Here is a 23114-nt window from a genome sequence, read left to right as displayed (position 1 = left end):
GCGCCGGGATCTGCCTGTGGTCAGTGTGCGCGCCGGGAGACGCCCCCCTTGCGGCCGATACCGAAAGCCAGGCGGTAGACGTCGGGGATGTCGACCGCGTAGTCGCGCAGGTCGGTGGCGCCCGCCGCTCGCCGTGTCATCACACCGAGCCTCTCCAACTCGTCGATCAGCTCACGGTGGTTGTCGACATCCTCCGGGCCGCTGCCCTGCGAGCCGTTCGCCAGGACCTCGCGCAGCTTCGCGGAGAGGGAGGCGTCCCGCCAGTAGGCGAGGACCACGGACGGCTGCATCGGCACCTGGCCGCCCCGCAGTTGCTCGACGGCGACCGCCGCCCAGCGGATGTCCTCCTTGATCTCGTCCACGCGGATCTGGGAGGCGGTACTCACGGACGCGCGGATGGCGTCGTAGTGAAGGGCGTATTCGTGTTCGGGGTACCGATCCCGGCTGATCGTCGCCGCTGTGGAGACGGCCTGGAGGAGCGTGCGCGGACTCACCTGGCCCTTGCCGTCCTGCAGGTGGTTGGGAAGCCAGGTGTACGTGTGGCCGCGGCGATGGCTCGCGCCCATGTACGGGCCGGCCATGGTGACGAACAGTTCGTGCTGCCGCTTCGGGGTGGCGATGACGTCGACGGGGGCGATGCACCTGCCTTCGCCCTCTCTGCGCCAACTGCCGGTCCACGAACGGAACTTATCCGCCTCGGGGCTCGGGTGGTTGCCGAGCTGGTGGTAGAGGAGGCCGTACAGGTTCTCCGTGGTCCAGGTCAGGTCGGTGGCGTTGGCGCCGAGTTTGGAGGCGTCGGGGAAGTGTTTGGGCGCGCTCTCGTACATGTCCGGACGGACGAAGATCTTCGCCCGGACCGCGCTGGTGCTCATGCGGAGATCCAGCGCCACCTCGAAGAGGCCGGACACCAGCTGGTCGACGACCGGCCTCTCGTTGTGGAGGTGCTCCAGGGCGTCGAAGATCAGCAGGCGGGTTCGGCCGCTCTTGCGGGCCTCCTGGTCGATCGTCCACAGGGCGCGTTCGTAGGACTCCATGTGCCCGGAGACCCAGCGGACCCGCTTGTCCCAGCCTTCGATGCGCAGGATCTCCGGGGCCCCGAGTCCGGTCAGGACCACGGCTGACCAGAGGTGCTGGGGCTTGACGCCGTCCTCCAGGAGTTTGCTGATGACGTTCTTGCTGGGGTGGTGCAGGTTCGGCTCGCCGCCCTTCGCGTGGCCTGTGGCGACCGTCATCCGCTGCAGCCGGGGCATCATGTACGAGGCCGCCGCGATCTCGCGCATCCTGTCGTCGCTGAGCACCTTGGTCCACACGGTCTTGCCAGAACCGCGCGCGCCGCGCACCACCGTCACGTCGGGGTCCAGCGCACGCCGGTGACTCGAGGGCGTGAACAGCCGCGTGACGTCGGGGCTCACGGTGTCGGCGTCGAAGGCGCTGCCGGGCGCGGTGGAGAGCAGAGTCCGGTACTCGTCGGTGGACAGTGGGTCCCGGTCCGTCATGACAGCTCCTCGCTCGGGAAGACGAGTTGGTAGACCTCGTCGAGGAACCTCTTGTACGCGGCCTCCACGAAGGGCAGTTCGGGCCAGTCGCGGTCCTGGAGCGGGTCGAGGCCGATCAGGTCGTGGCTGAAGAGGATCGGAATGGGCGAGTGCGGGGCCTGGTCGTCCTCCAGGGCCGGGTGGTACGCGTCCAGGTCCGCGCCCTCCGCGTCGTCGTAGAGCGTGTCGGCGAACATCTTCTGGGCGTTGTCGCGGAGCTTGTGCAGCCGCTGTATGTCCCCGGCGGACCGGAACATCGCGGCCACGATACGGAGGCGCTCGCGTAGCTCGACGGCCCGGTCCTGGCGCTGCTTCCACTGGGAGAGCAGCATGCCGTAGCCGTACCAGGTGGACGGGTTGTCGACGGCGAAGAGCAGGGACAGCCCGCTGAGCTGGGTGAGGGTGACGGCGGCGATGTCGTGAATGCCGGCGCGGCTGTCGAGCAGGACGACATCCGGCTGCCGCGAGATCCCGGCCACCTGGGCTTCGCAGGCGGCGATGGCCTCCTCCAGCCGCACGCAGAACGGCTTGGGCGCGCCGCCCGGCTCGGCGGCCGGAAGGTCGCTGTATATGCGGTTCAGCTTCGCGAGGTAGTCGTAGTCGTCGCGGGGGCGGCCTCCGGCGGGGGCCAGCCAGATCTCGCCGTTGCCCTGGGTGGGGGTGAAGAACGAGCTCTGGGTGACGAGGTCCAGCTCGTCCGCGTTGCCGACGCCGGCTTCGACCAGATGATCGACGATGCCGTGCTCGGGCAGTTCGTCGAGGCCGTGCAGGAGCGTGGAGACTCCCGGGGACTCCAGGTCGAGGTCGACGACGAGGACGCAGTGGCCCTTGTCGGCAAGGTGCCGGGCGAGGACGGCGGTGGCGGTGGAGCGTCCGACGCCGCCCTTGAAGCCGTACAGGGCGACGCGTCGCTCTCGCACCTCGGGCTGTGGTGAGGCGCCTGGTGCGGCTTCCCGGGCCCAGTCGGCGCCCACGACGGTCCGTTCGAGTACGGCGACGCGGCCCCGCCGTCCTGGCTCGCCCTCGTCCTGCACGATGAGTTCGGGGGAGGCGAAGAACATCTCCGGTGCGAACATCGTGGACGCGGCCTGGACGGGTTGGGGGCCTGCGAAGGCCTGGGTGTCGCGTCGGAACGCCTCCGCGAGCGATTCCAGCTCCTCGGCGGGCAGTGGCTCGGACTCGTCGTCGATGAGGAGCGACGCACGCCCGAACAGGTCGCGTACGAGTACGGTGTCCCGGCCGGTTTCGGCGGCCCGGCGGGCGTGGCCCAGGGCGGCGTGCCACGCGGCGTCGAATCGGGTGGGGTTCATGGGGCGGGCGCCTGCTTTTCCACTTCGGCTCTGGCTTTGGTTCGGCTTTGGCTGCGTTTGTGCTTTGTGCTACTTCGCCTGTTGGTAGGCGGCTATCACGGTACGCGCTGCGGCGAGGTGACGTTTCACGCGCTGATCCGATATCTGGCTGCTGTCACGGTAGCGGTGGGCCACGTCCCACTCGTCGGCTGATTCCCGGAAGGGGTTCTGCTGGGAAATCTGCGCAAGCACGGTGGCGCCTCGGTGGCCGTTGGCGAGCAGGAGGAGTTGGTCCCAGACGTGGGGGAGGTGACCGTGTTCGGAGGCCTTCCTCGCCTTCTCGATCTGGGTCTTGCTCGGCGCCGCCGGTTTGTTCCTGATCGCCGGGCTGTACGGGATCCCGAGCGGGGTGTCCTGTTTGGAACCGAAGAAGTCGAGGAGCATCGCCTTGATGACGCACTCCGCCGCAATGCCGGCCAGGTGGTCGGCGGAGCCGAAGAGCGGGGGTGACTTGGCGAGTTGCGTCGCCGCGTCGTAGTGGCAGCGGCCCACCTCTAAGAACGAGTGTTGGTGGGCGGGTCCGGGCGCGGGTGAGGCCGCCGGGACCGGAGGAGGTGTCTGAGCCGTCACGGTGATCACCCTAGCGGCGTGATCACGGCAGATGAGAGTACTTTGCCATGACTCCTGCGGGATCTGTTTCGGTCGACGGTGCTGGCAGGATTGGGACGCGAAACCGTATGGCGATGTGCGGTGGGTGATGTGGTGCTGCGAGAGGGATGCGAAGAGTGACGGTCACGGGCCAGGGTGAGCGGGCGGGGCTGGACCAGGCGGCGCTGCTGAAGGATCTGCGGCGGCAGGTCGTGATCCTTGAGGACGATCTGCGTGCGCGCAGTGAGTCTGTGGAGGAGTGCCGCGTCCGGCTGGAGTCCGAGTACCGGCGGGCCCGGGAGGCGCAGCGTACGGCGGCGACGTATGGGGCGTGGCGGGACGAGCGGGTGACTCAGGCTGCGGTGGCTTGGGTGCTGGCCTGTGTCTTCGTACGGTTCTGTGAGGATCACGGGCTGATCGAGGCGCCGTTCATCGCAGGGCCCGGGGAGCGGTTGGTCGAGGCGGAGGAGCGGCATGAGGCGCACTTCCGTCAGCATCCCGACCACAACGACCGGGACTGGCTGCTCGCCGCCTTCGAGCACCTTGCGGGGGCCCATGAGACCGTGGCCGGTCTCTTCGACCGTGCGCACAATCCGCTGTGGGAATTGATGCCGAGCTATGAGGCCGCAACGGAGTTGTTGCGGTTCTGGCGGCGGTGGGACGCGGACGGGCGGATCGTTTACGACTTCTCGCATCTGGACTGGGATACGCGGTTCCTCGGTGACCTGTACCAGGACCTGAGTGACCATGCCCGCAAGACGTACGCGCTGTTGCAGACGCCGGAGTTCGTCGAGGAGTTCATCCTCGATTTGACGCTGGAGCCGGCCATCGAGGAGTTCGGGCTGGATCCTGTGGTGGAGGGGCCGGGAGGTGTCGAGCGGCGGGGGCTGCGGACGATCGACCCCGCGTGTGGGTCGGGGCACTTCCTGCTGGGCCTTTTTGAGCGGCTCGTGGAGAAGTGGCGGGAGGCGGAGCCAGGCGCCGATGAGTGGTCTGTGGTGCGAAGGGCTTTGGAGTCCGTCCACGGGTGCGACAAGAATCCGTTTGCGGTCAGTATCGCTCGGTTCCGGTTGCTGGTTGCGGCTATGCGGGCCGCAGGGGCTGAGCGGTTGGCGGTTGCGCCGGTGTTTCCTATCAATGTGGCGGTGGGGGACTCGTTGCTGCATGGGCGGGATGCGGCGGGTATTCAGACGGATTTGGGGACGTTGTTTGATGAGATGGAGGGGGGTGAGTCCGGGGGCGGGGGTGCCTTTGTTTACTCTACGGAGGATGTGGGGGAGTTTGCGGGGGAGGTGGATTTGTTGGGGCGGGGATCTTATCACGTTGTTGTGGGGAATCCGCCGTATATCACGGTAAAGGACAAGCAGGAGAACGAGAATTACCGGGCGGCGTACAGGGATTCCTGCGCCGGGAAGTACGCTCTGTCGGCGCCTTTTGCGCAGAGGCTCTTCGAACTGGCCCTGAAGGGAGCGGGCGGCAGAGCGGGCGGTGGCGGTTTTGTCGGGCAGATCACTGCGAACTCCTTTATGAAGCGTGAATTCGGCAAGAAGCTCATTGAGGTGGTATTCCGGGATAAGGTCGAGTTGTCTCATGTGATCGACACATCTGGAGCGTTCATTCCTGGGCACGGGACACCGACTGTGATCCTTGTGGGGCGTAATCGCGTACCGAGTCCCGAGCGGACCGTGCGGGCGGTGCTGGGCGTTCGAGGGGAGCCATCTCAGCCCGAAGTCGCGGCAGAGGCATCCGTTTGGCGGGCGATTGTTGAGCAGGTGGGTAGGCCTGGGAGCGAGTCGCAGTGGGTGTCTGTCGAGGACACGGCTGCCAGCAGCTTCGCCACGCACCCTTGGTCAGTTAGTGGTGGCGGCGCGGGTTCACTTTTGGAGAGGGTTGAGGCCGCAGCGGCTCGGCGGCTGTCCTCGCGGTCGGAGTCGATGGGCTTCCACGACATCTTGGGCGAGGACGACGTGTTTGCTGCTGACTCGGTGCCGACGCAGTGGAAGCAGGCATCGGTTCAGGCTCGCCCGTTGGTCACCGGTGATGTCCTGCGCGACTGGGGGCACCGTGGAGCCGCGGTGCTCTGGCCCTATGAAGGACGAGAAGCTGATCTTACGTTGCAGAGCACGCCGCTCTTTTGGCCATACCGCAGGACGCTCCGTTCCGGCTTGACCTTCGGGAAGACGAGGGAAGAGCGAGGGATGGCATGGCACGAGCACATCATGCTCTCCTGGGAGCGGACTGACGCTCCCTACCTTCTCTCGTTCGCGTTCGTGGCGACGCACAACCACTTCGTCCTAGGGCGAGGTGGGAATGTATTCAACCGCTCCGCGCCCGTGATCAAGTTGCCTGAGACGGCGGGGGAGGATGAGCACCTGGAGTTGGTGGGGGTGCTGAACTCGTCCACAGCTTGTTTTTGGTTGAAACAGGTAAGCCAGGATAAGGGAAACAGGGGTGGTGAGCGGTCCACTGGGCGGTATGCCTGGGAAAGCTTTTACGAGTTCACTGGAACGAAGCTTCAGCAATTCCCGTTGCCGGAATGCTTGCCGCTGAGTCTCGGAAACGCCCTCGACTCTCTTGCTCAAGAGTTGGAGCAGTGTGAGCCGTTCAGTGTGCTTGAGCCGGGCGTGCCGACGCGTGCTCGCCTCGATGAGGCGTACGCTCAGTACGCCCGCACCCGGCGTCGCATGATTGCTCTCCAAGAAGAGCTCGACTGGCAGGTCTACGGACTCTACGGGCTGCTGAGCGACGGAGAGGTGGCCCGCACAACGGTTCAGTCGCCTGCGGCTGACGAGATTCCCGAAGTGGACTTGGGCGAGCGAGCGTTTGAAATCGTCATCGCTCCTCAAGCGGCCTCCGATGAGGCAGTTGAGCAATGGTTTGAGCGGCATGGATCGGCTCCTACAGCCGAAGTACCGAGGCGTTGGCCGGACTGGTACCGAGACATCGTGCAGGCTCGTATTGACATCATCGAGCAGCGCAAGGACATCAGGCTCATCGAGCGGCCCGAGTGTAAGCGGCGCTGGTCCGTCGAGCCTTGGGAGAAGAAGGAGAAGGCTGCCCTTCGCTCCTGGCTGCTGGGTCGGTGTGAGGATCCCTCATTGTGGTTCAGTCTGCGGGACGGCGTGAACCAGCCTCGAACGCTCACCGTCAACCAACTTGCCGATGCCCTGAGTTCCGACGCTGACTTCAACTCCGTTGCCGCGCTGTATGCCTCCGACCACCTCAACAAGCCGGACCTCCCGCTCGGGCAGGTGCTTGCCGATGTGATCGCCGATGAGCACGTGCCGTATCTCGCGGCCATGAGGTACAAGGACTCCGGTCTGCGTAAGCGCGAGCAGTGGGAAGGCGTCTGGGAGCAGCAGCGAGAGGAGGACCGGACTGGGCGGCGGCTCGATATGCCCGTACCGCCGAAGTACTCACCCACCGATTTCCCGAAGACCTCCTACTGGTCCCACCGCGGCAAGCTCGACGTACCCAAGGAACGGTTCATCTCCTATCTGGAGGCCGGGCCCGAGGCTGACCCGACCACGCTGCTTGGGTGGGCCGGGTGGGATCACAAGGATCAAGCTCAGGCGCTCATCAACCTCATCGAGGACCGTACGGAGCAGAGCGGTTGGGGCATTGAGCGGCTCACGCCGTTGATCGCCGGGTTGCACGAGGTCATGCCCTGGGTGCGGCAGTGGCACGGCGAGTACGACCCCGAGTGGGAGTCCGTGCCGGCGGAGGACTGCGATGCCTTCCTTGAAGAGCAGATGGGCAAGCATCGGCTCAGCGCGGCGGATCTCAAGGCCTGGCGGCCGGTGAAGCGGGCGCGGGGGCGTAAGGCTGCCGCGTCGAAGAAGGCCAGCGCCCCGGAGCAGCCCGCCCTCGACGGCGAGTAGGCGGAACGTGGCGATGGGCTGCCGGAGTTCAGTACTCCGGCAGCCCCACGGGCGTTGGGCGAGTGTCAGACCCGGTCCTCTGCCGCATACGCGATGAAGGTCGACCACGTGGTGCGGGAGAGGGCCAGCTGGCCGCCCTCCTTGTCCTTGGAGTCCCGGACGCGGACGGCTTCAGGGCAGTCAGCGACTTCGACGCAGTTGTCGCCCTCGCTACCGCTGTAGCTGCTCTTGAACCACGCCGGTTCCGTAGTGCTCATAGCGCTCCTCGCATGTGTTCCAGCAGGCTCACCGTGGCCCTGCAGTCGAGGGCCTGCGCACGCAGCTTGCCATAGCGCTGGAGCAGGACGCTGACGTCCTTCGATGCCGTGATCAGGGTGCTGGAACGCTGACCCTCGGTGTAGCCGATCCACTGGTTGTCAGGAGTCTCTGCCAGGTACATTTGGCCGTCAACGCCCGCGTGGTCCTCCTGCTGGAGTGGCATGAGCTGGATCTCCACGTTGCGCAGCTTCCCGACCTCCAGGAGGTGGTCGATGAGGGCCCTTGTGACGCTCGCTCCACCCACCCGCCGTTCCAACAACGCCTGTTCGATGACGAAGCTGAAGGCCGCGTTCGGCTTCTGCGTCAGGAGTTGCTGTCGCTCAAGTCGCGCCGCAGTCTCACGTTCCACTTGCTCCTCGGTCACCGGCGGCAGCCTTCGATCAAAGATCGCTCGGATGTAAGCCTCCGGCTGCAACAACCCAGGAATCGCCCGGCACTCATACGCATAGAGCGAGATCGCCTCCTCCTCGATCCCCGCCCACTGCACAAACCACGAAGCCAACCCCTGCCGCCGCGTCAGATGCCGTGCCGCCGCCTTGAGCACCCTCGGCGCCTGTAGAACCACCCCGGCCCGCTCGATGAACCTCACCGACGGGAACCGCTTCCCCTGCTCCAGCTTGGCCACCGCATGGACCGAGTACCGCACCTGCGGCGCGAACTCCTCCTGCGTCAGCCCCGCTTCCTCCCGCAACGCCTTCAGGACCGCGCCGAAGCTCTTGAGGCCGTCCGACACTTCCGGTTCACTGCTCGCGACGCCGTCCAACACGACCGGCCCACCTCCCACGTACCCCACCGGGACATCAACCCGCCCATGGTTACGGGGAGTCACTCACCCTGTCCACTCAGTGAACCCACCCAGCCACGGCTGTACCAGCGCCGTGCCTGTTGAAGTGCTCCCCCTCCCACGACGCTGGCCGCATGACCGCACCTCTGACTCAACCGGCCGTCACCGTAAGTGTGTTCTTCCAGCGGCTCAGCGCGACCGGTCGCGGCGCCCGCCTCGCCCGCCACCTCGCCACGCACCAACTCGACGCCTGGGGCATCCCATTCGGCTCGGACCTCTCCGACACCGTCGCCCTCGTCGTCGCCGAGCTGGCCTCCAACGCCGTACTCCACGCCCGCGTACCCGGCCGCGACTTCGCCCTCCGCCTTGAACACCGTGCGGACGCCCTCCGCATCGAGGTCGCCGACGCCCGAGGCGACCGCTCTCTCACCGCGCAGCCACCCGCGACCGACGCCACGGACGCGACCACCGATCAAGACCACGGCTGGGGCCTCGTCATCGTCGACGCCTTCTCCTCCCGTTGGGGCGTCGCCGACCGTCGAGGGCCCGGCAAAGTCGTCTGGGCCGAGATCGACCTCCTCGACAGCGCTCCGAGCATCCGTCACGGCATCGGAACCGCCGGCGGGCTCGGCCGCTGCCAGTAGTGCAGCACCGGAGGATGCGCGACCTCCTCCCCGAGATCGGAGGTCAGCAGGTGATGCCGGGCAACCGCGTCGTCGACGATCTGCCGCCACCACTCCAGCCTGTCCGGGCCCGCGTCGGCCGAGATCAACTCATCGTGCAGCGCGTACAGCTCACACGTGTTGTGCCACTGCGACTCGCGTACGTCGGCGGTGCTCTCGCTGAAGCGGGACAACTCGGCGCCCTCGCACACCGCGCACCGGCACGTCCACGGTTCGACGCGGGCGAACCAGTTCTGCAGCACCTCCACCCGGTGGTACTTCAGCAGCTCGCGGACGAGCACCACCGGATACGGCCGCCAGCCTCGGCCCTTGCGGCGCGGGTCCATGCCGTGACGGAGCATGGCCGTGACCCCTACCGCCGTGCCCAGCGCGCCGTGCGCCAGTGCGTCGAATGCCGCCAGGTCCGTACGCCACAGCAGCAGGCGCGGGCACGACCGGCACAACACGCGTAGGCCCTCGGCCACACCCACCCGCTCCAGCGGGTCCTTGTAGTGCTGCATGATCAACGCCACGGGATGCCGACTCGCCCGTACCGCCGCCACCAGGTGCAGCAGCGACTCGTCCCGCAGCCAGCGGTAGCTGCACGGCAGCAGAACGACCGTGTCCGTCCGCTCCAGCAGGTTGGCCTGGGTGATCACGGCACGCAGCACGCGCGCGTCGCCGCCCTCGTCCGGCGGCGGTATGAAGCAGGTCGGGGTCACCGCGAACGCCGCCTTGTTGGCCAGCTGGCCGTTCAGGACCTCCTCCAAGCCGGAGTGGTCCAGCGCGTGCCAGCCGTCGGACGCCTGATAGCCGAAGGGGCGGTCGGCGGTCGCGACCCGGTGTTCGTGGCCGCCGTAGTCGACGGCCACGACGGTGTCCGGGTAGCTGTTGCGTATGTTCCGGCACCGCACGGCGGCATCGGCACCCGTGAGAAGCAGACCCCCGGTGTTGCCGTCGATGTATGGAAGCAGGCCGATCGCCGACCTGTCGTTCACCATGATCAGTAACCTGTCGCGCAGTAAGCCCTCGATCCCGGTGCTCCCCATGGGGTCCCCCTCGCGGTCATCAAGCACGTCGGCATGTCCCGCTGGTCACGAGTGTCAGAGCCGGTTGAAAAGGAGCACAAGACGGTCGTATGCGGGCTTAAGCGGTTCTCGGCCAGGATGCCGACAGGCCCGCACCCAGGTGGATGTCACGCAGAGATCCGGCATCGTCACTTCGTGTGAAAGTTTCGTTCGCTCAAGGGGCTCAACGTGACACCGGCGTCACGCAACTTGCGTCTGGCCTGGGCGCAAGGCATGGCAAGACTGGCAAGATTGGATGTCGCGCGTGAGATCCGGGAGATCGGCGCGCCCCGACTGCTGCCGAGTGAGGGAACGAGAGCCGGATGCCCACCAGCGAACTCTTCCTGCGGGATGTCATCGACATCAAGGAAGACGTCCATGCCGGCGATTTCAAGGTCGAGCTGTCCGGCGGGTTCACCGAAACCGATGCCCGCGTCGCGGAGTACGTGGTCACCGAGCAGCTGCAGGGGGCCTTCCGGAGCGCGCTCGGGCTGGTCGGGGCGGCGGTCAGGTCGGGGAACTCGCACGCCGCCTATCTGCATGGTTCGTTCGGTGCCGGTAAGAGCCACTTCCTGACCGTGCTTCACGCCGTGCTGAACAACAGCGCTGCGGCCCGCTCCAAGCCGCGGCTGCAGGAGGTCATCGCCGAGCACGACGACTGGCTGCGCGCCAGCAAGTTCCTCATGGTGCCCTACCACCTCGTGGGCTCCACCGACCTGGACTCGGCCATCCTCGGCGGCTACGTGCACGCCGTGCGCTCCCTGGAAGGGAACAAGCCGACCCCCGCCGTCTACCGGGCCGACTCCGCGCTCGCGGACGCGCGCAGGCAGCGGGAGTTCCTCGCCGACGACGCCAAGTTCATGCAGTGGCTCGGCGACGGGGCCGCCGTGGTGACCCCGGGCGGCGGTGCCGTCGGCGCGAACGGCGATGACGACGACCTCGACATGCTGGACGCGGACGACGCCGCCCCGGCCGCCGGCAGCTGGGCCTCCGCCGACCTGGACCGTGCCTTCGACGCGCCCGCCGGGGACCCGTACCGCGAGGCACTGGTCTCCGCGCTGCTCTCCGGGCCCATGGCGGCGTACGCGCAGGGAGCCCGCGGCGACAAGGACGCCTTCGTGCCGCTGGAGAACGGGCTGTCGGTCATCTCCCGGCACGCCAAGTCTCTCGGCTACGACGGCATCGTGCTCTTCCTCGACGAGCTGATCCTCTGGCTCCAGGCGCACATGGGCGAGCAGGACTTCGTCCGCGACCAGGTGCAGCGGCTGGTCAAGTTGATCGAGTCCGGGGACACCGACCGGCCCGTGCCGATCGTGTCGTTCATCTCGCGTCAGCGCGACCTGTCGCAGCTCATCGGCTCCGACGTGGCAGGCGCCGAGGTGCAGAACCTGGAACAGCAGATCGAGTACCTGGCCGGACGCATCGACGTCGTCAATCTGGAGGACAGCAACCTCGTCGAGATCATCAAGCGCCGTGTGCTGGAACCGAAGCCCGGGATGGAAGCGGCCCGCGACGAGGCCTTCACGCTCGTCGAGTCGTCCAAGGACGAGGTCCGGCAGGTGCTGCTCGACGCCCACGGGCGGACCGAGGCCAGCTGGGACGACTTCCGCACGCTGTATCCGCTCTCGCCCGCGCTGCTCAACGTCCTCGTGGACCTCTCCGGTGCGCTCCAGCGCGAGCGCACCGGCCTCAAGCTCGTCCAGGAGCTGCTGCGGCGGCGGCGCGACGACCTGAGGATGGGGGAGCTGATCCCGCTCGGCGATCTGTGGGACGTCATAGCGTCGGGCACCGGGGAGGCGTTCACCGCCAAGCTGCGCCGCGAGTCCGAGATCGCGCACCGCTTCCACGCACGCGTACGGGCGCATCTGCTGGAGAAGTACGGGTCCGTCGACGATCCGCGCTACCGGCGGGACGACCGGCTCGTCAAAACGCTGCTGCTCGCCGCGCTCGCCCCCAACGTCCCGGCTCTGGCACGGCTGACCGGTGGGCGGCTCGCCGCCCTCAACCACGGCACGATCAGGGCCCGTGTGGGGTCGGCCGGATCGATCGCGGTGAAGGCGCTGCGAGACCTGCAGGCCCAGGGTTTCGGGGAGCTGAGGAGTGAGGGCGACGCCGACCCGGTGTTCCATCTGCACCTGTCCGATCTGGACGTCGAGCCGCTGCTCGAAGAGGTCCAGGGGGTCGCGGACAAGGGCGGACACCGGCGGCAGTGGGTCAAGGACCACCTGTGGGCGGCCTTCGGCATCAAGGACACGCAGGCGTTCGTGTGTGAGCGCGAGATCGTATGGCGGGGCACCAAGCGGACCGCCGAGTTCGTCTTCGGGAACGTACGGGATCCCCATCTGCCCGACGAGCAGTTCGAACCGCAGACGGACGGCAACATCCGTTTCGTACTGGACTATCCCTTCGACGAGCCGCAGCGCTCGCCCATCGAGGACGTCCACCGGATCGAGGCCCTGAAGCGGTCGGGACGGTCCGGGAACACCATCGTCTGGCTGCCCGACTTCTTCTCCGAGCAGCGGGCCCGGCAGCTCGGACGACTCTTGAAGATCAACTATCTGCTGGAGCGCGACCGCCTCGACGACGTCACCGCCACCCGCCCGACCGAGGAACGGATCCAGATCCGCCACCAGCTCAAGGCGCAGAGCGACAACCTCACCACGCAACTGTCCGCCGTACTCGAGCAGTTGTACGGGATCAGCAAGGCTGAAGCTGCGAACGTCGGAGCCGAGGTCCCGGCGGACCAGCATGTGTGGTCGCTGCGGCCCGGCTTCACGCGGCAGAAGCCCGAGCCCGGGATCGGCTTCGAGAAGAACCTCTACGCCCTCGCGGACGAGATGTTCGCCGTGCTCTACCCGAAGCACCCCGACTTCGACCCTGCCCTCACCCGCAAGCCGGTCACCCTGCGCGAGCTGAAGACGGCGCTCGAATGGATCGGCCGGGCCATGGAGAGCGGCGAGCGACGGATCGTCGTCGACAGCCACCAGCTGGCCATGGTGAAGAAGATCGTGCACCCGCTGGGACTGGGCGAGGTGTACGACGGTCCGCTGAACGTCAGCCGTGAGTGGCGGCTGCGGATCAACCAGAAGGCCGCGGACGCGCACGCCGGGACGGACCTGTCCGTCGAGGACATCCGCAGGTGGATCGGCCAGCTCGGGTTCACCGGTCTGGAGAAGAACGTCAGCAACCTGATCATCGCCACTTACGCACTGCTCGACGACCGGACGTGGGTGTACCAGACCTCACCGCTGCGGCAGGCGCCGGAGCTGGACAAGATCGGCCCCGGTTACGGGCTGCGCGCCGTCGAGAAGCCGACCGACGAGGAGTTCGCGACCGCGCGTGAACGGGCCGGAAGGATTTTCGGGGTTCACGTACCGCCCGCTCTTATCGCACTGAACGTCGCCAAACTCGCCACCGGCGTGAAGGAAGTGGCCGAGAGACATCGCGATGCCGTGAGCGGGGTCCGGTCCGTGCTGCAGAAGCGGGCCGGGGAGCTGGGGCTGCAGGGCCCCCATGGGGCCGACGCCCCGCGGATGAGGTCCATGAAGGCCGCGGCGGACCTGGTGGCCCGGCTCGGGCGCACCGACGACGCGGCCGTGGTGGTGCGCGAGCTCGCGGCGGTGGCGTACGACGTGACCGACCAGGAGATCGGGGCAGCCCTCAAGCAGGCCCCCGAGGTGCTGGCCGCGCTCGACGACACCAACTGGAAGCTGCTGGGCAGCGTGCGCGGCTTCGCCGGGCGGGACGACGGTGTGGGCGACCGGGCCGCACGGTTGATCCAGGTCATCGAGGAGACCGCGAACGACCACGAGCAGGCCCGCTCGCTCGTCCCCGTACTCGAACAGCTACAGGACCAGGCGCTGGCCCTCGTCAACGAAGTCGCACGCCTCGCGCAGGTCGCCCAGCCCGTGCCACCTCAGCCGCAGCAACCACAGCCGACCGCGGACGACATCAGCTTCACGGAACACGGGAAGCCGGTGATTCCGTCGGCGCCCGTCGTGCCGGAGGACACGCCGCAGCAGGTCGACGGTGGCGGGCGGCCGGTGGACGTACCCGCTGACGCCGTACGCCCGGGGGCTCCGCATGTCGTCGAGCCCACTCGGCTCGAAGCGTCCCTCGCCGCCACGGTCGCCGAAGTGGAGGAGGAGATCAGGTCGTACCTCGCCACGCATCCGGGCACCCGCATCCAGGTCACCTGGCGCCCCGTGCCCATCGGCGACCAGGAGAAGGAGACCGGACGCTGATGGGCGCCGCCCTGCCCCAGGTGGGCCGTCGCACCATCGAGGCCCTGCTCGCCACGCACGCCTCCGGGCTCGGAGACCGGCGTCTCGTCCTGGTGCACGGGCGCTACACGGCCGGCGCGCCCGAGGAGTTCACCGTACGGACGGGGGAGGAGACGCGGCGCGTCCGCGTCAGCCACCAGGCGTCCGTCCTGGGCATCCTCGAGGAGTGGACGAAGCACCGGGACAAGGCTGCCGGTGCGGACCTCCTCGTCGTCACCACCGGCGTCGACGACGGTCAGATCGGCTGGGACTTGCGCGGGCAGGCGGTACGGCGGCAGACCCTCACGGTGGAGAACGCCGAGATCGTCATGCAGCGCTTCGGGGCGGCCGGACTCGACCCGCGCATGTACGACGAAGGATGGCTGCTGGAGGCGCTGCTCGACGCCGAGCCGTCCCAGGGATGGAGGCGCGCGGGCTCCGTCCTGACGCGGGACGCGGCGCTGCGCGCGCTGGTCGTGGCCCGGCTCGGGCTGGGCGACGGCGACGACGGGGCGGCCCCGGCGGCGGGGACAGTCGTCGATCTGGACGCCCTGCTCACCTGGTCCCGTACACCTGCGGGGCCCCTGCGGTTCGCCGAGCTGGACCAGACCGAACGGGACGAACTGAAGAAGTGGCTCGGTGAGACCACGGGGCCGGCCGCACCGGTCCTGATGTCCCTGGCCGAGACCGGGCGCGGACCGGACGCGATGCCGCTCGGTCTGCTGGGAGCCGTCCTGCGCGACCAGGCCGCGAGCCCGGACGTGGTGCTCGCCGTGGGCGGGCTGTTCGGCCAGGTGATGCCGCGCCGGACCGAACTGCAGTCCTTCACCGAGGCCGTCGAGGGCGCCCTCATCCGCTGGATCGGGGAGGCCCGGCACAACGCCGACGCACTGGAGCGGGTCTCCGCCGTCCTCAAGCGCGCCGACAAGCTCGCCGAGGACGCCGGACTCACCACGGCCCTCGAATCCAACCGCTTCCTGCCGTCCAGCTTCACGGCCCAGCTGCGGCACGTGACGGCAGCGGCCCGCACCTCCCCGGAAGCGGGGGAAGCGGCCCTGTCCGAGCTGAACGCGCACATGCTGGCCCGGCTGAACACGGACCGCGTCGGCGTGGCCGAGATGGCCGTACGGATCGCCCGCTGGCTGGCCCTTCCACGGCCCTCGGTGGCGTCGGTGGCGGCCGGAGTACGGGACCAGGCAGGGGACTGGGGCTGGGCGGACCGGGCGCTCGCCGTCCTGTGGGCCGGCGACCCCGAGGGTGACGCCGCCGTAGGCGAGGACCTCCATGCGCTGTACGAGGCGGCCCGCGAGCGCCGCGGGCGGCTGGACGAGGAGTTCGCATGGAGGCTGGCGTCCTGGACGCCGAATGCCACCGCCCTCCATCCCGGTGGCTGCCTGGTCGTCGAGAACGTCCTGGCCGAAGCGGTCAGGCCGCTGGCCGGCGACACGGCTCCGCTCGTCCTGGTGCTGGACGGCATGAGCTGCGCGGTCGCGGCCCAGCTCGGCGAGGAGGTCGAGCGCGAGGGCTGGACCGAGGTCGTGCCCAGGGAGGGGGGATCGGAGGAAGGGCCGCGGCGGATGGCCGCCGTGTCCATGCTCCCCTCGGTCACGGAGGCCAGCCGAGCGTCCCTGCTCACCGGTACGGCCGTCAAAGGCGGGCAGACGAAGGAGGGTTCGGGCTTCGCTGCCTTCTGGAGGCAGCGGCGACTGGACGCCGTGCTCTTCCACAAGGCCGGGATAGAGGGAGGCGCGGGAAGGTTCCTCTCCGAGGAGATCATGGCCGCGCTCGCCTCGGAGGCGGTGGTCGGCGTCGTGCTGAACACCATCGACGACGCCCTCGACAAGGGACAGCAGGGGCGGCGAACCCAGTGGAGCCTGGGTGACGTCACCTACCTGCGGGAACTGCTGTCGGCGGCCAAGGGGTACGGGCGCCCGGTCGTGCTCGTCGCGGACCACGGGCATGTGCTGGAGCGGGGCGCGAGCGAAGGACCCGTGGGTTACGAGGACGCAGGGCACGGCTCGGCTCGGTGGCGTACGGGCGCGGCGAAGGACGGCGAGGTCCGGCTGTCCGGGCCCCGCGTACTGGAGGGCGGCGGCACCATCGTCGCGCCCTGGCGGGAGAATATCCGCTACACCGGTCGCCGGGCCGGGTACCACGGCGGAGCCTCACTCGCGGAGGTCACCGTGCCGCTGCTCGTCCTCGTGTCGGACCGCGACCTGGTGCCCAAGGGGTGGCAGGCCCTGCCCCGGGAGCAGGCCGTCCCGTCGTGGTGGGCTCCCCGCAAGGGGGGGAGTACCGACGTCGTCGCCGGGCAGGAGACGCCGCGCAAGCTGAAGCGGGGTAAACCGAAGGAGCAGCCCGCGGGCGAAGGGCTGTTCGCGGCTGCCGAGCTCGTGGCACCGGCCGCGGACGGAGCCGCCCCCGCCACTCTGGGCGAGCGTGTGGTCGCCAGTGAGGTGTACGAGGCGCAGAAGGAGTACGTACGCAAGGCTCCCGAGAGCAAGGTCGTGGCAGCCGTCATCGACGCGCTGGCCGGGACGGGCGGCACCATGTCACCGGCCGCGCTGGCCGGCGCCATCTCGGCGACCGGGCGGGTGCGGCGCAACATCGACGGGTTCATCGCCACCCTGCAGCGGCTGCTCAACATCGAGGGCTACCCCGTCCTCGGCTTCATCGACGCCGGGCACACGGTGAAACTCGACGTGACCCTGCTGCGCGACCAGTTCTTCCCGAAGGAGAAAATGTGACGTCGTCGCCCGACGTGAGCGCGGTCCGGCGGCGGGAAGTCGTCGACGCACTGCGCCGGGGCACCGTGCCGCACTCCGGGCTCGACCTCTTCGCGGTCGGTCTCGACCGGTTCACCGGCGCCCTCGACGAGGATGTGGCCACGGTGGCGCGGGGCGGAGCCGCCTTCCACGCCATCCGTGGCGAGTACGGCTCCGGCAAGACCTTCTTCGCACGCTGGCTCGCCGAGCGGGCCAAGCGCGCCGGGCTCGCCACGGCCGAGGTGCAGATCTCCGAGACGGAGACACCTCTGCACCGGCTGGAGACGGTCTACCGCAGGCTCACCGAGCGCCTGTCCACGGCGACCCATCAGCCCAGCGCGCTGCGCGCGATCGTCGACTCCTGGTTCTACACGCTGGAGGAGGAGGTCCTCGACAACGGCGACGTGGACGAGGAGGACGAGGCGGCGCTGGGCGAAGCCGTCGACGTACTGATGGAACGTCGGCTCGCCGAAGTGGCCCGCACCACACCGGCGTTCGCCGCGGCCTTGCGTGGCTACCGGCGCGCGGTCGCGGCCGACGACGCGGCGACCGCGGAAGCCCTCATCGCCTGGCTCGGCGGTCAGAAGTCCGTCGCCGCGTCAGCACGCCGGGCCGCCGGGGTACGGGGCGACCTCGACCACTTCGCGGCGCTCGGCTTCTTGCAGGGGCTGCTCACCGTGCTGCGGGACTGCGGTCACCCCGGCCTGCTGCTCGTCTTGGACGAGATCGAGACACTTCAGCGGGTGCGCGGTGACGTGCGGGAGAAGGGACTCAACGCACTGCGGCAGCTTCTCGACGAGATCGATGCAAAACGCTTCCCGGGATTGTTCCTCGTCATCACGGGGACGCCGGCCTTCTACGACGGTCAGCAGGGCGCACAGCGGCTTCCGCCGCTCGCGCAGCGGCTGGCGACCGACTTCACCACCGACCCGCGCTTCGACTCGCCGCGGGCGGTCCAACTGCGGCTCGCCGGCTTCGACCTGGAACGGCTCGGCGAGTTGGGCAGGCGCGTGCGCGACCTGTACGCGGGCGCCGCCCGGCATCCGGAACGAGTTGAGCAGCAGGTGGACGACGCGTACCTCATGGAACTCGCCACCGCCGTCACCGGCGGACTCGGGGGCAAGGTCGGCGTCGCGCCCCGCGTCTTCCTGCGCAAACTCGTCGCCGATGTGCTCGACCGGGTGGACGAGTTCCAGGATTTCGATCCACGCAAGCACTACGCGCTCACCATTACGGACGGCGAGCTGACCGAAGTGGAACGCAACGCGGCGGCCGCACGCGCGGACGACATCGACCTGGAGATGCCGTGAGCGGCATCGACGATCTCGAACCCGCGCTCGTCCACCACATCGTCAACACGCTCGGCTGGCCCGGACTGCGCCCCCTGCAGGAGGAGGCCATCGGGCCGCTGCTCGCGGGCGACGACGCGATCCTTCTGGCGCCCACGGCCGGAGGCAAGACGGAGGCCGCGTCGTTTCCGCTGCTGTCGAAGATGACGCAGCGGAAGTGGTCTGGGACGTCCGTCCTGTACGTGTGTCCGCTCAAGGCGCTGCTCAACAACCTGCTGCCCCGGCTGGAGACGTACGCCTCGTGGCTCGGACGCACGGCCGCCCTGTGGCACGGGGACGTCACCTCCGGCACGCGGAAGCGGATCCTGGCCGCGCGCCCCGACATCCTGCTCACCACGCCGGAGTCATTGGAAGCGATGCTGGTGAGCGCGAACGTCGACCACGCGTCCTTCTTCTCCGGACTGCGCGCCGTGGTCGTCGACGAGGTGCATGCCTTCGCCGGGGACGACAGAGGCTGGCATCTGCTGGCCGTCCTGGAGCGGCTGCAGCGTGTCGTCGGACGTCCCGTTCAACGAGTCGGGCTGTCGGCGACCGTGGGAAACCCGGACGAGCTGCTGCTGTGGCTGCAGGGATCCGGAGCGGGGAAGCAACCGTCCACTGTGGTCGCACCGCACCTGGCAGATCCGCAGCCGGACACATCGGCAGCGGCGTCGCCGGCCCCGGCGGACATCCAGCTCGACTACGTGGGCTCCGTCGACAACGCCGCCACCATGATCGCGGCCCTGCACCGCGGTGAGAAACGGCTCGTCTTCTGCGAGTCCCGCAGGCTCGTCGAGGAACTGGGCGAGAAGCTGCGCGCCAAAGCCGTGACCACCTTCCTCTCCCACGCCTCCCTCTCCGTCGACGAACGCCGTCGCGCGGAAGAGGCGTTCGCCGAGGCCCGCGACTGCGTCATCGTCTCCACGAGCACCCTCGAACTCGGCATCGACGTCGGGGACCTGGACCGGGTTATCCAGATCGACGCCCCGCTCACCGTCGCCTCCTTCCTGCAACGGCTCGGCCGCACCGGACGCAGGCCCGGAACGTCACGCAACTGCCTGTTCCTCACGCTGGATCGCGATGGACTGCTCGGCGCTGCGGCCCTTCTCCTGCAGTGGTCGCGCGGCTGGGTGGAGCCCGTCATCGCCCCGCCGGAGCCGCGGCACATCGTGGCCCAGCAGCTTCTCGCGCTGTGCCTGCAGGAACCGCAGGTCGGAGAGCGTCTCTGGCAGGAGTGGTGGAACGGCCTCGGCCCGTTCGGTCAGTCCGCGGAGCCGATCGTCCGGCACCTGGTCGACAACGGCTACCTGGACCAGGACGGTGGACTCCTGTTCATCGGTCCAGAGGCCGAACGGCGCTTCGGTCACCGGCACTTCATGAACCTGACGGCGGTGTTCACCGCGCCTCCGCAGTTCACCGTGCTGCAGGGCCGCAGGGAGATCGGCAGGACGGATCCGAGCCTGCTCACCGAACGGATCGACGGGCCAAGGCGGTTGCTCCTGGCCGGGCGGAGCTGGCAGGTCACGTACATCGACTGGAAGCGCAAGCGGTGCTTCGTCGAGCCCGTCGACGGCGGTGGCAGAGCGAAGTGGAGTGGCGCCGGGCTCGACTTCGGTACCTCCTTCGAGCTGACGCGGGCAGTCAGGGAAGTGCTCCTCGGGGCGAACCTGTCCGTGGACCTCACGGCGCGTGCGGAGAAGTACCTGGCCGAAGCGCGGGAGCACTTCGTGGAGGAGGTGCATCCCGGAGGCACGGTGATTACCCGCGGATCGGGTGGATACGTGAGGTGGTGGACCTGGGCCGGTCATCGGGCGAACGCCACACTCGCCGCGACGCTCGCCGAGGTTGCCGTACCTGCCCAGCAGATCAACGACTGCTGGATCCGCCTGCGTGAGGACCTCAGCCCCGATGCCTGGAAGCAGGCTTCGGCTGCCGCCCCGGACCATCTGTGCTTGCCGGAGGTCGATGAACGGGCGGTTAAAGGACTGAAGTTCGCGGATGCACTGCCATCCAGGCTCGCCGAATCGACGCTGGCGAGGCGGCTGGCGGATCTGCAGCCGGCAGCGCAAGTGCTTTCTGAACAGGTGCGCTTTGTTATGCGTACCCAATAAATTTCTGGCGTGAGAGTCGCTCCGGCCTGCAGGGCGGGGCACCTGCAGCATCAGAGCTTAGGAACGCCGAGGTCAGCGAAAAGTTTCCTAGTTGCCGGGTGGGTGGAGTAGAGCACCGTGCCGCGGATGGAGCGGGTCATCAGGACGCCGTAGTGGTTACGGATTCGTTGGGCCAATTCGACGTCGGAGTTGATCCGGATGGCCTTGCTCTTCACGTATTCTCGGTCCAGGACCCAGGCGTTGTCTGACCATGTGAGATCGGGGCCCATGATGACGCCGCCCCAGTCATACTCCAGGCCCTGGGCAGTGTGCACACAGCCGATCTGATTGAAACCGCCGTCGTCAGTTGCCCAGTAGTGGCGCTTCGGTACGCCGGGCGTGTCGTGTGAGTCCTCGGCGTTCCACGGGCGGGTCCACCCGGGCTCCGGGGCGACGTCTGGGAAGGTGCCCGATGTGTCGCTCCACTCCCAGCACATGCCAGCCGTCATCCTGGCACTTGCACCAGCGTCCAACTTCGCCTGCAGAAACTTCTCCATCCGCGCGGCGCTGTCGGTCCAGTGGAGTTCGAACGGTTCGGCTTCAGTCCCGTCGTCTGCCTTCCATGGCAGGGGATCGCCAAGCAGGAGCCGTTTAACCCAGGTGTCGAAGGTGGAACTGCCTACCGCGCGGAGCGCACGATCGAAGTCGATCGTGACGACCTCTGCGTGTAGCTTCTGGATCTCCTCGATAAGTAGTTCCTCGGACCAGACCTCATCAGCGAACAGACGCTGGTCGCCGTCGATAAAGAAGACCGGAACCTTTGCCCGGGACACGATGACCTCGACGGAGGACTCGCCGTCTCGCATGTAGAACGAGCCCTTCATGGGGCGCTCAGTTAGCCGGTGCGCCTCGTCGCAAAGGATGAGTTCCACTCCGTCGGGCCCGATCTTGTCCGCGACCTTGTTGAGCGTCATAAACGCTTTTCCGTAGCCACGCGGCGCACCGCGCCGAAAGTTCTCGCGTGATGCCACGCCACCCGATACGAAACGTGCCGCATAGCCGTCCCTAATAACATCTCCCAGCAAAGTGAGCGCGACGAGGGACTTACCCGTGCCTGCGCGGCCGCGGATAACGTAGACTTGCTTGAGGCTTGTCGACGGATCGCGGACCGAGTTCATGACGTCGTTCACGGCTTTAAGTTGGTTCTCCACCAGACTGAAGTGTGTGTAGCCGCTGACAATGTTGCCGATCTCGGAGGTCAGGAGCGCGGTCGACCGGCGCCGCCCCAGCAGCGCCTCGGCAGCGTCCGCACCGTCGGCTGAGATGAAGGTGGCCTTGAGGAACTCCCGGAACTTTGCAGGCTGGCGGGCTGTGAACGTGCGGATGCCGGGGCAGGGCATAACCTGGCTAATCCACTGAGACTGCGGGTCCTTGAGATTGTGCAGATAGGCGGCCCCAGTGAGGTGGATGTACCGGTCGTCGAACATGCTGTGGTGTTGCTTGAGGGACTCCAGATTGGACCCGACCTGCATTGCCGGATGCTTCTTGTGTGCTGAGTAGAACGGCGCGTAGACGCGCTCGATCGCACACTGCTTGCACAGGGCCAGGGCGCCTGGCTTCCGGCATTCGGCGCAGAAGCCCTTGGTGGTATGCGTCCGGTTGGGTCGCTCGACTGTGCTCCACTGCTTTAGTTCAAAAGCTGCAAAGCTCAGCCCTCCCTCGGGGTGGTGACCGGCGAGGACTACGTCGATGGGGTTCATCTTCGGGTCGACGCGATACTCGATGAATACCCACACCTGGCCGAGGCCGAGATCCTTGAGCGCTGTCGCAACTTCGTAGACACTCTCCCGCCACGAATCGATGTCCCCCGCTGACGGGGCCTGTCCTGTGGGATGCGCCGCCTTGTAGCACTCGGCGATCTTGTCCTTGATGCGTTCCCGGTCCCGCACCATCTCTTCCGCGGGCCAGTAGGCCTCCAACTCTGACCACGTGCCCCCGCCAGCCACTACGCCCACGCTCCTGAAGCCGATCCACCATTTCGGAGACACCAACGGCCCTAACAGGAGAGCCTTTGGTGCGAATGAGGTGGCAGTATCCCAGTAGCCCCCAGTGACGACAAGCGATCTTTGGTCAGCCGCGCAGCTGCTACGGTCAACATCACCGGCGGCCGGATAGGCGACCGAGCAGCAGCTCACCGACTCGCTTCCGCGCCGCCGGGCTTGCGCCCGTGCCGGTATCGCGCCGCCAGGTTCCCCAAAGGAGAGACGGGAAGCCACTTGGGCTACTTCTTCTGGCCCTGGGTCTTGTCGGGGATCTTGGTGAGCTCGGTTTTTGCTGCTCAGGGGCGGTGGGGCCGTGCACCTGGTGGTCGTCGTTGGTCGCCCTTGGCCAATGTCGAGCGGCCCTGGACGGCCCAGAGACGGCCCAGGGTCGGCACGCCCGGGGAGGGTGGGAACCTTTGATGTGGCCCGTCTGAACCTCAGCC

Annotated in this window: 13 protein-coding genes; 6 read left to right on the top strand and 7 right to left on the bottom strand. The window is 67.8% G+C overall.

Annotated features, from left to right (window positions below):
- Positions 1-20 precede the first annotated feature (20 nt).
- From ACIQVT_RS09585 to ACIQVT_RS09575, 3 genes are all read right to left on the bottom strand, one after another.
- Positions 21-1496 (bottom strand): hypothetical protein, encoded by a 1476-nt coding sequence (locus ACIQVT_RS09585; RefSeq protein WP_403750051.1) that lies wholly within the window; start codon positions 1494-1496, stop codon positions 21-23.
- Positions 1493-2845 (bottom strand): KGGVGR-motif variant AAA ATPase, encoded by a 1353-nt coding sequence (locus tag ACIQVT_RS09580; protein ID WP_403750048.1) that lies wholly within the window; start codon positions 2843-2845, stop codon positions 1493-1495. The genes ACIQVT_RS09585 and ACIQVT_RS09580 overlap by 4 nt, the downstream gene beginning before the upstream one ends.
- Positions 2846-2914: 69 nt before the next feature.
- On the bottom strand, positions 2915-3454 hold the full coding sequence (locus ACIQVT_RS09575; protein ID WP_403750047.1) for a hypothetical protein: 540 nt from the start codon (positions 3452-3454) through the stop codon (positions 2915-2917).
- Positions 3455-3609: 155 nt separating this feature from the next.
- On the opposite strand from ACIQVT_RS09575, the gene pglX reads away from it, so the two are divergent.
- Positions 3610-7353, top strand: a complete 3744-nt coding sequence (gene pglX, locus ACIQVT_RS09570; RefSeq protein WP_403750044.1) for a BREX-2 system adenine-specific DNA-methyltransferase PglX — start codon at positions 3610-3612, stop codon at positions 7351-7353.
- Positions 7354-7418: 65 nt separating this feature from the next.
- On the opposite strand, the gene ACIQVT_RS09565 is transcribed toward pglX, so the two are convergent.
- Positions 7419-7610 carry a DUF397 domain-containing protein gene (locus ACIQVT_RS09565; protein ID WP_403750042.1) on the bottom strand — a complete coding sequence of 64 codons (192 nt, stop codon included), beginning with the start codon at positions 7608-7610 and terminating at the stop codon, positions 7419-7421.
- On the bottom strand, positions 7607-8437 hold the full coding sequence (locus ACIQVT_RS09560; protein ID WP_403750040.1) for a helix-turn-helix domain-containing protein: 831 nt from the start codon (positions 8435-8437) through the stop codon (positions 7607-7609). Before ACIQVT_RS09560 ends, ACIQVT_RS09565 begins: the two co-directional genes overlap by 4 nt.
- A 152-nt stretch (positions 8438-8589) precedes the next feature.
- On the opposite strand from ACIQVT_RS09560, the gene ACIQVT_RS09555 reads away from it, so the two are divergent.
- Positions 8590-9099 (top strand): ATP-binding protein, encoded by a 510-nt coding sequence (locus ACIQVT_RS09555; protein WP_403750038.1) that lies wholly within the window; start codon positions 8590-8592, stop codon positions 9097-9099.
- Here the strand turns inward: ACIQVT_RS09555 and ACIQVT_RS09550 are convergent.
- The gene (locus tag ACIQVT_RS09550; protein ID WP_403750036.1) at positions 9057-10166 is read right to left on the bottom strand and encodes a hypothetical protein; all 1110 of its coding nucleotides are present in this window, start codon (positions 10164-10166) and stop codon (positions 9057-9059) included. The two genes, ACIQVT_RS09555 and ACIQVT_RS09550, sit on opposite strands and share 43 nt — an antisense overlap.
- Before the next feature lie 341 nt (positions 10167-10507).
- Here ACIQVT_RS09550 and ACIQVT_RS09545 point away from each other — a divergent pair, with 341 nt between their 5' ends.
- The 4 genes from ACIQVT_RS09545 to ACIQVT_RS09530 are packed head-to-tail and all read left to right on the top strand — an operon-like array spanning position 10508 to position 20650.
- Complete coding sequence (locus tag ACIQVT_RS09545) at positions 10508-14428, top strand: PglY protein (RefSeq protein ID WP_403750033.1); 3921 nt, start codon at positions 10508-10510, stop codon at positions 14426-14428.
- Positions 14428-17193, top strand: a complete 2766-nt coding sequence (gene pglZ / locus ACIQVT_RS09540; protein ID WP_403750030.1) for a BREX-2 system phosphatase PglZ — start codon at positions 14428-14430, stop codon at positions 17191-17193. Before ACIQVT_RS09545 ends, pglZ begins: the two co-directional genes overlap by 1 nt.
- Positions 17190-18521 (top strand): BREX system ATP-binding protein BrxD, encoded by a 1332-nt coding sequence (gene brxD / locus ACIQVT_RS09535; RefSeq protein ID WP_403750026.1) that lies wholly within the window; start codon positions 17190-17192, stop codon positions 18519-18521. The genes pglZ and brxD overlap by 4 nt, the downstream gene beginning before the upstream one ends.
- Positions 18518-20650, top strand: a complete 2133-nt coding sequence (locus tag ACIQVT_RS09530; protein ID WP_403750024.1) for a DEAD/DEAH box helicase — start codon at positions 18518-18520, stop codon at positions 20648-20650. Before brxD ends, ACIQVT_RS09530 begins: the two co-directional genes overlap by 4 nt.
- A gap of 50 nt (positions 20651-20700) precedes the next feature.
- Here ACIQVT_RS09530 and ACIQVT_RS09525 read toward each other — a convergent pair whose 3' ends face one another.
- On the bottom strand, positions 20701-22608 hold the full coding sequence (locus ACIQVT_RS09525) for a DNA/RNA helicase domain-containing protein (RefSeq protein WP_403750021.1): 1908 nt from the start codon (positions 22606-22608) through the stop codon (positions 20701-20703).
- Positions 22609-23114: the final 506 nt, after the last annotated feature.

It is taken from the genome of Streptomyces sp. NPDC100445, from assembly GCF_044759735.1.
In the GTDB taxonomy this organism is placed as follows: domain Bacteria; phylum Actinomycetota; class Actinomycetes; order Streptomycetales; family Streptomycetaceae; genus Streptomyces.
The sequence above is the reverse complement of the archived record's forward strand: the minus strand, read 5'-3'. Positions and strand labels throughout refer to the sequence as shown.

Coding starts and splice junctions, on each gene's coding strand:
- ACIQVT_RS09580 (WP_403750048.1), bottom strand. CDS start 2,845: ATGAACCCCACCCGATTCGACGCCGCGTGGCACGCCGCCCTGGGCCAC.
- ACIQVT_RS09550 (WP_403750036.1), bottom strand. CDS start 10,166: ATGGGGAGCACCGGGATCGAGGGCTTACTGCGCGACAGGTTACTGATC.
- ACIQVT_RS09565 (WP_403750042.1), bottom strand. CDS start 7,610: ATGAGCACTACGGAACCGGCGTGGTTCAAGAGCAGCTACAGCGGTAGC.
- ACIQVT_RS09545 (WP_403750033.1), top strand. CDS start 10,508: ATGCCCACCAGCGAACTCTTCCTGCGGGATGTCATCGACATCAAGGAA.
- pglZ (WP_403750030.1), top strand. CDS start 14,428: ATGGGCGCCGCCCTGCCCCAGGTGGGCCGTCGCACCATCGAGGCCCTG.
- ACIQVT_RS09585 (WP_403750051.1), bottom strand. CDS start 1,496: ATGACGGACCGGGACCCACTGTCCACCGACGAGTACCGGACTCTGCTC.
- ACIQVT_RS09555 (WP_403750038.1), top strand. CDS start 8,590: ATGACCGCACCTCTGACTCAACCGGCCGTCACCGTAAGTGTGTTCTTC.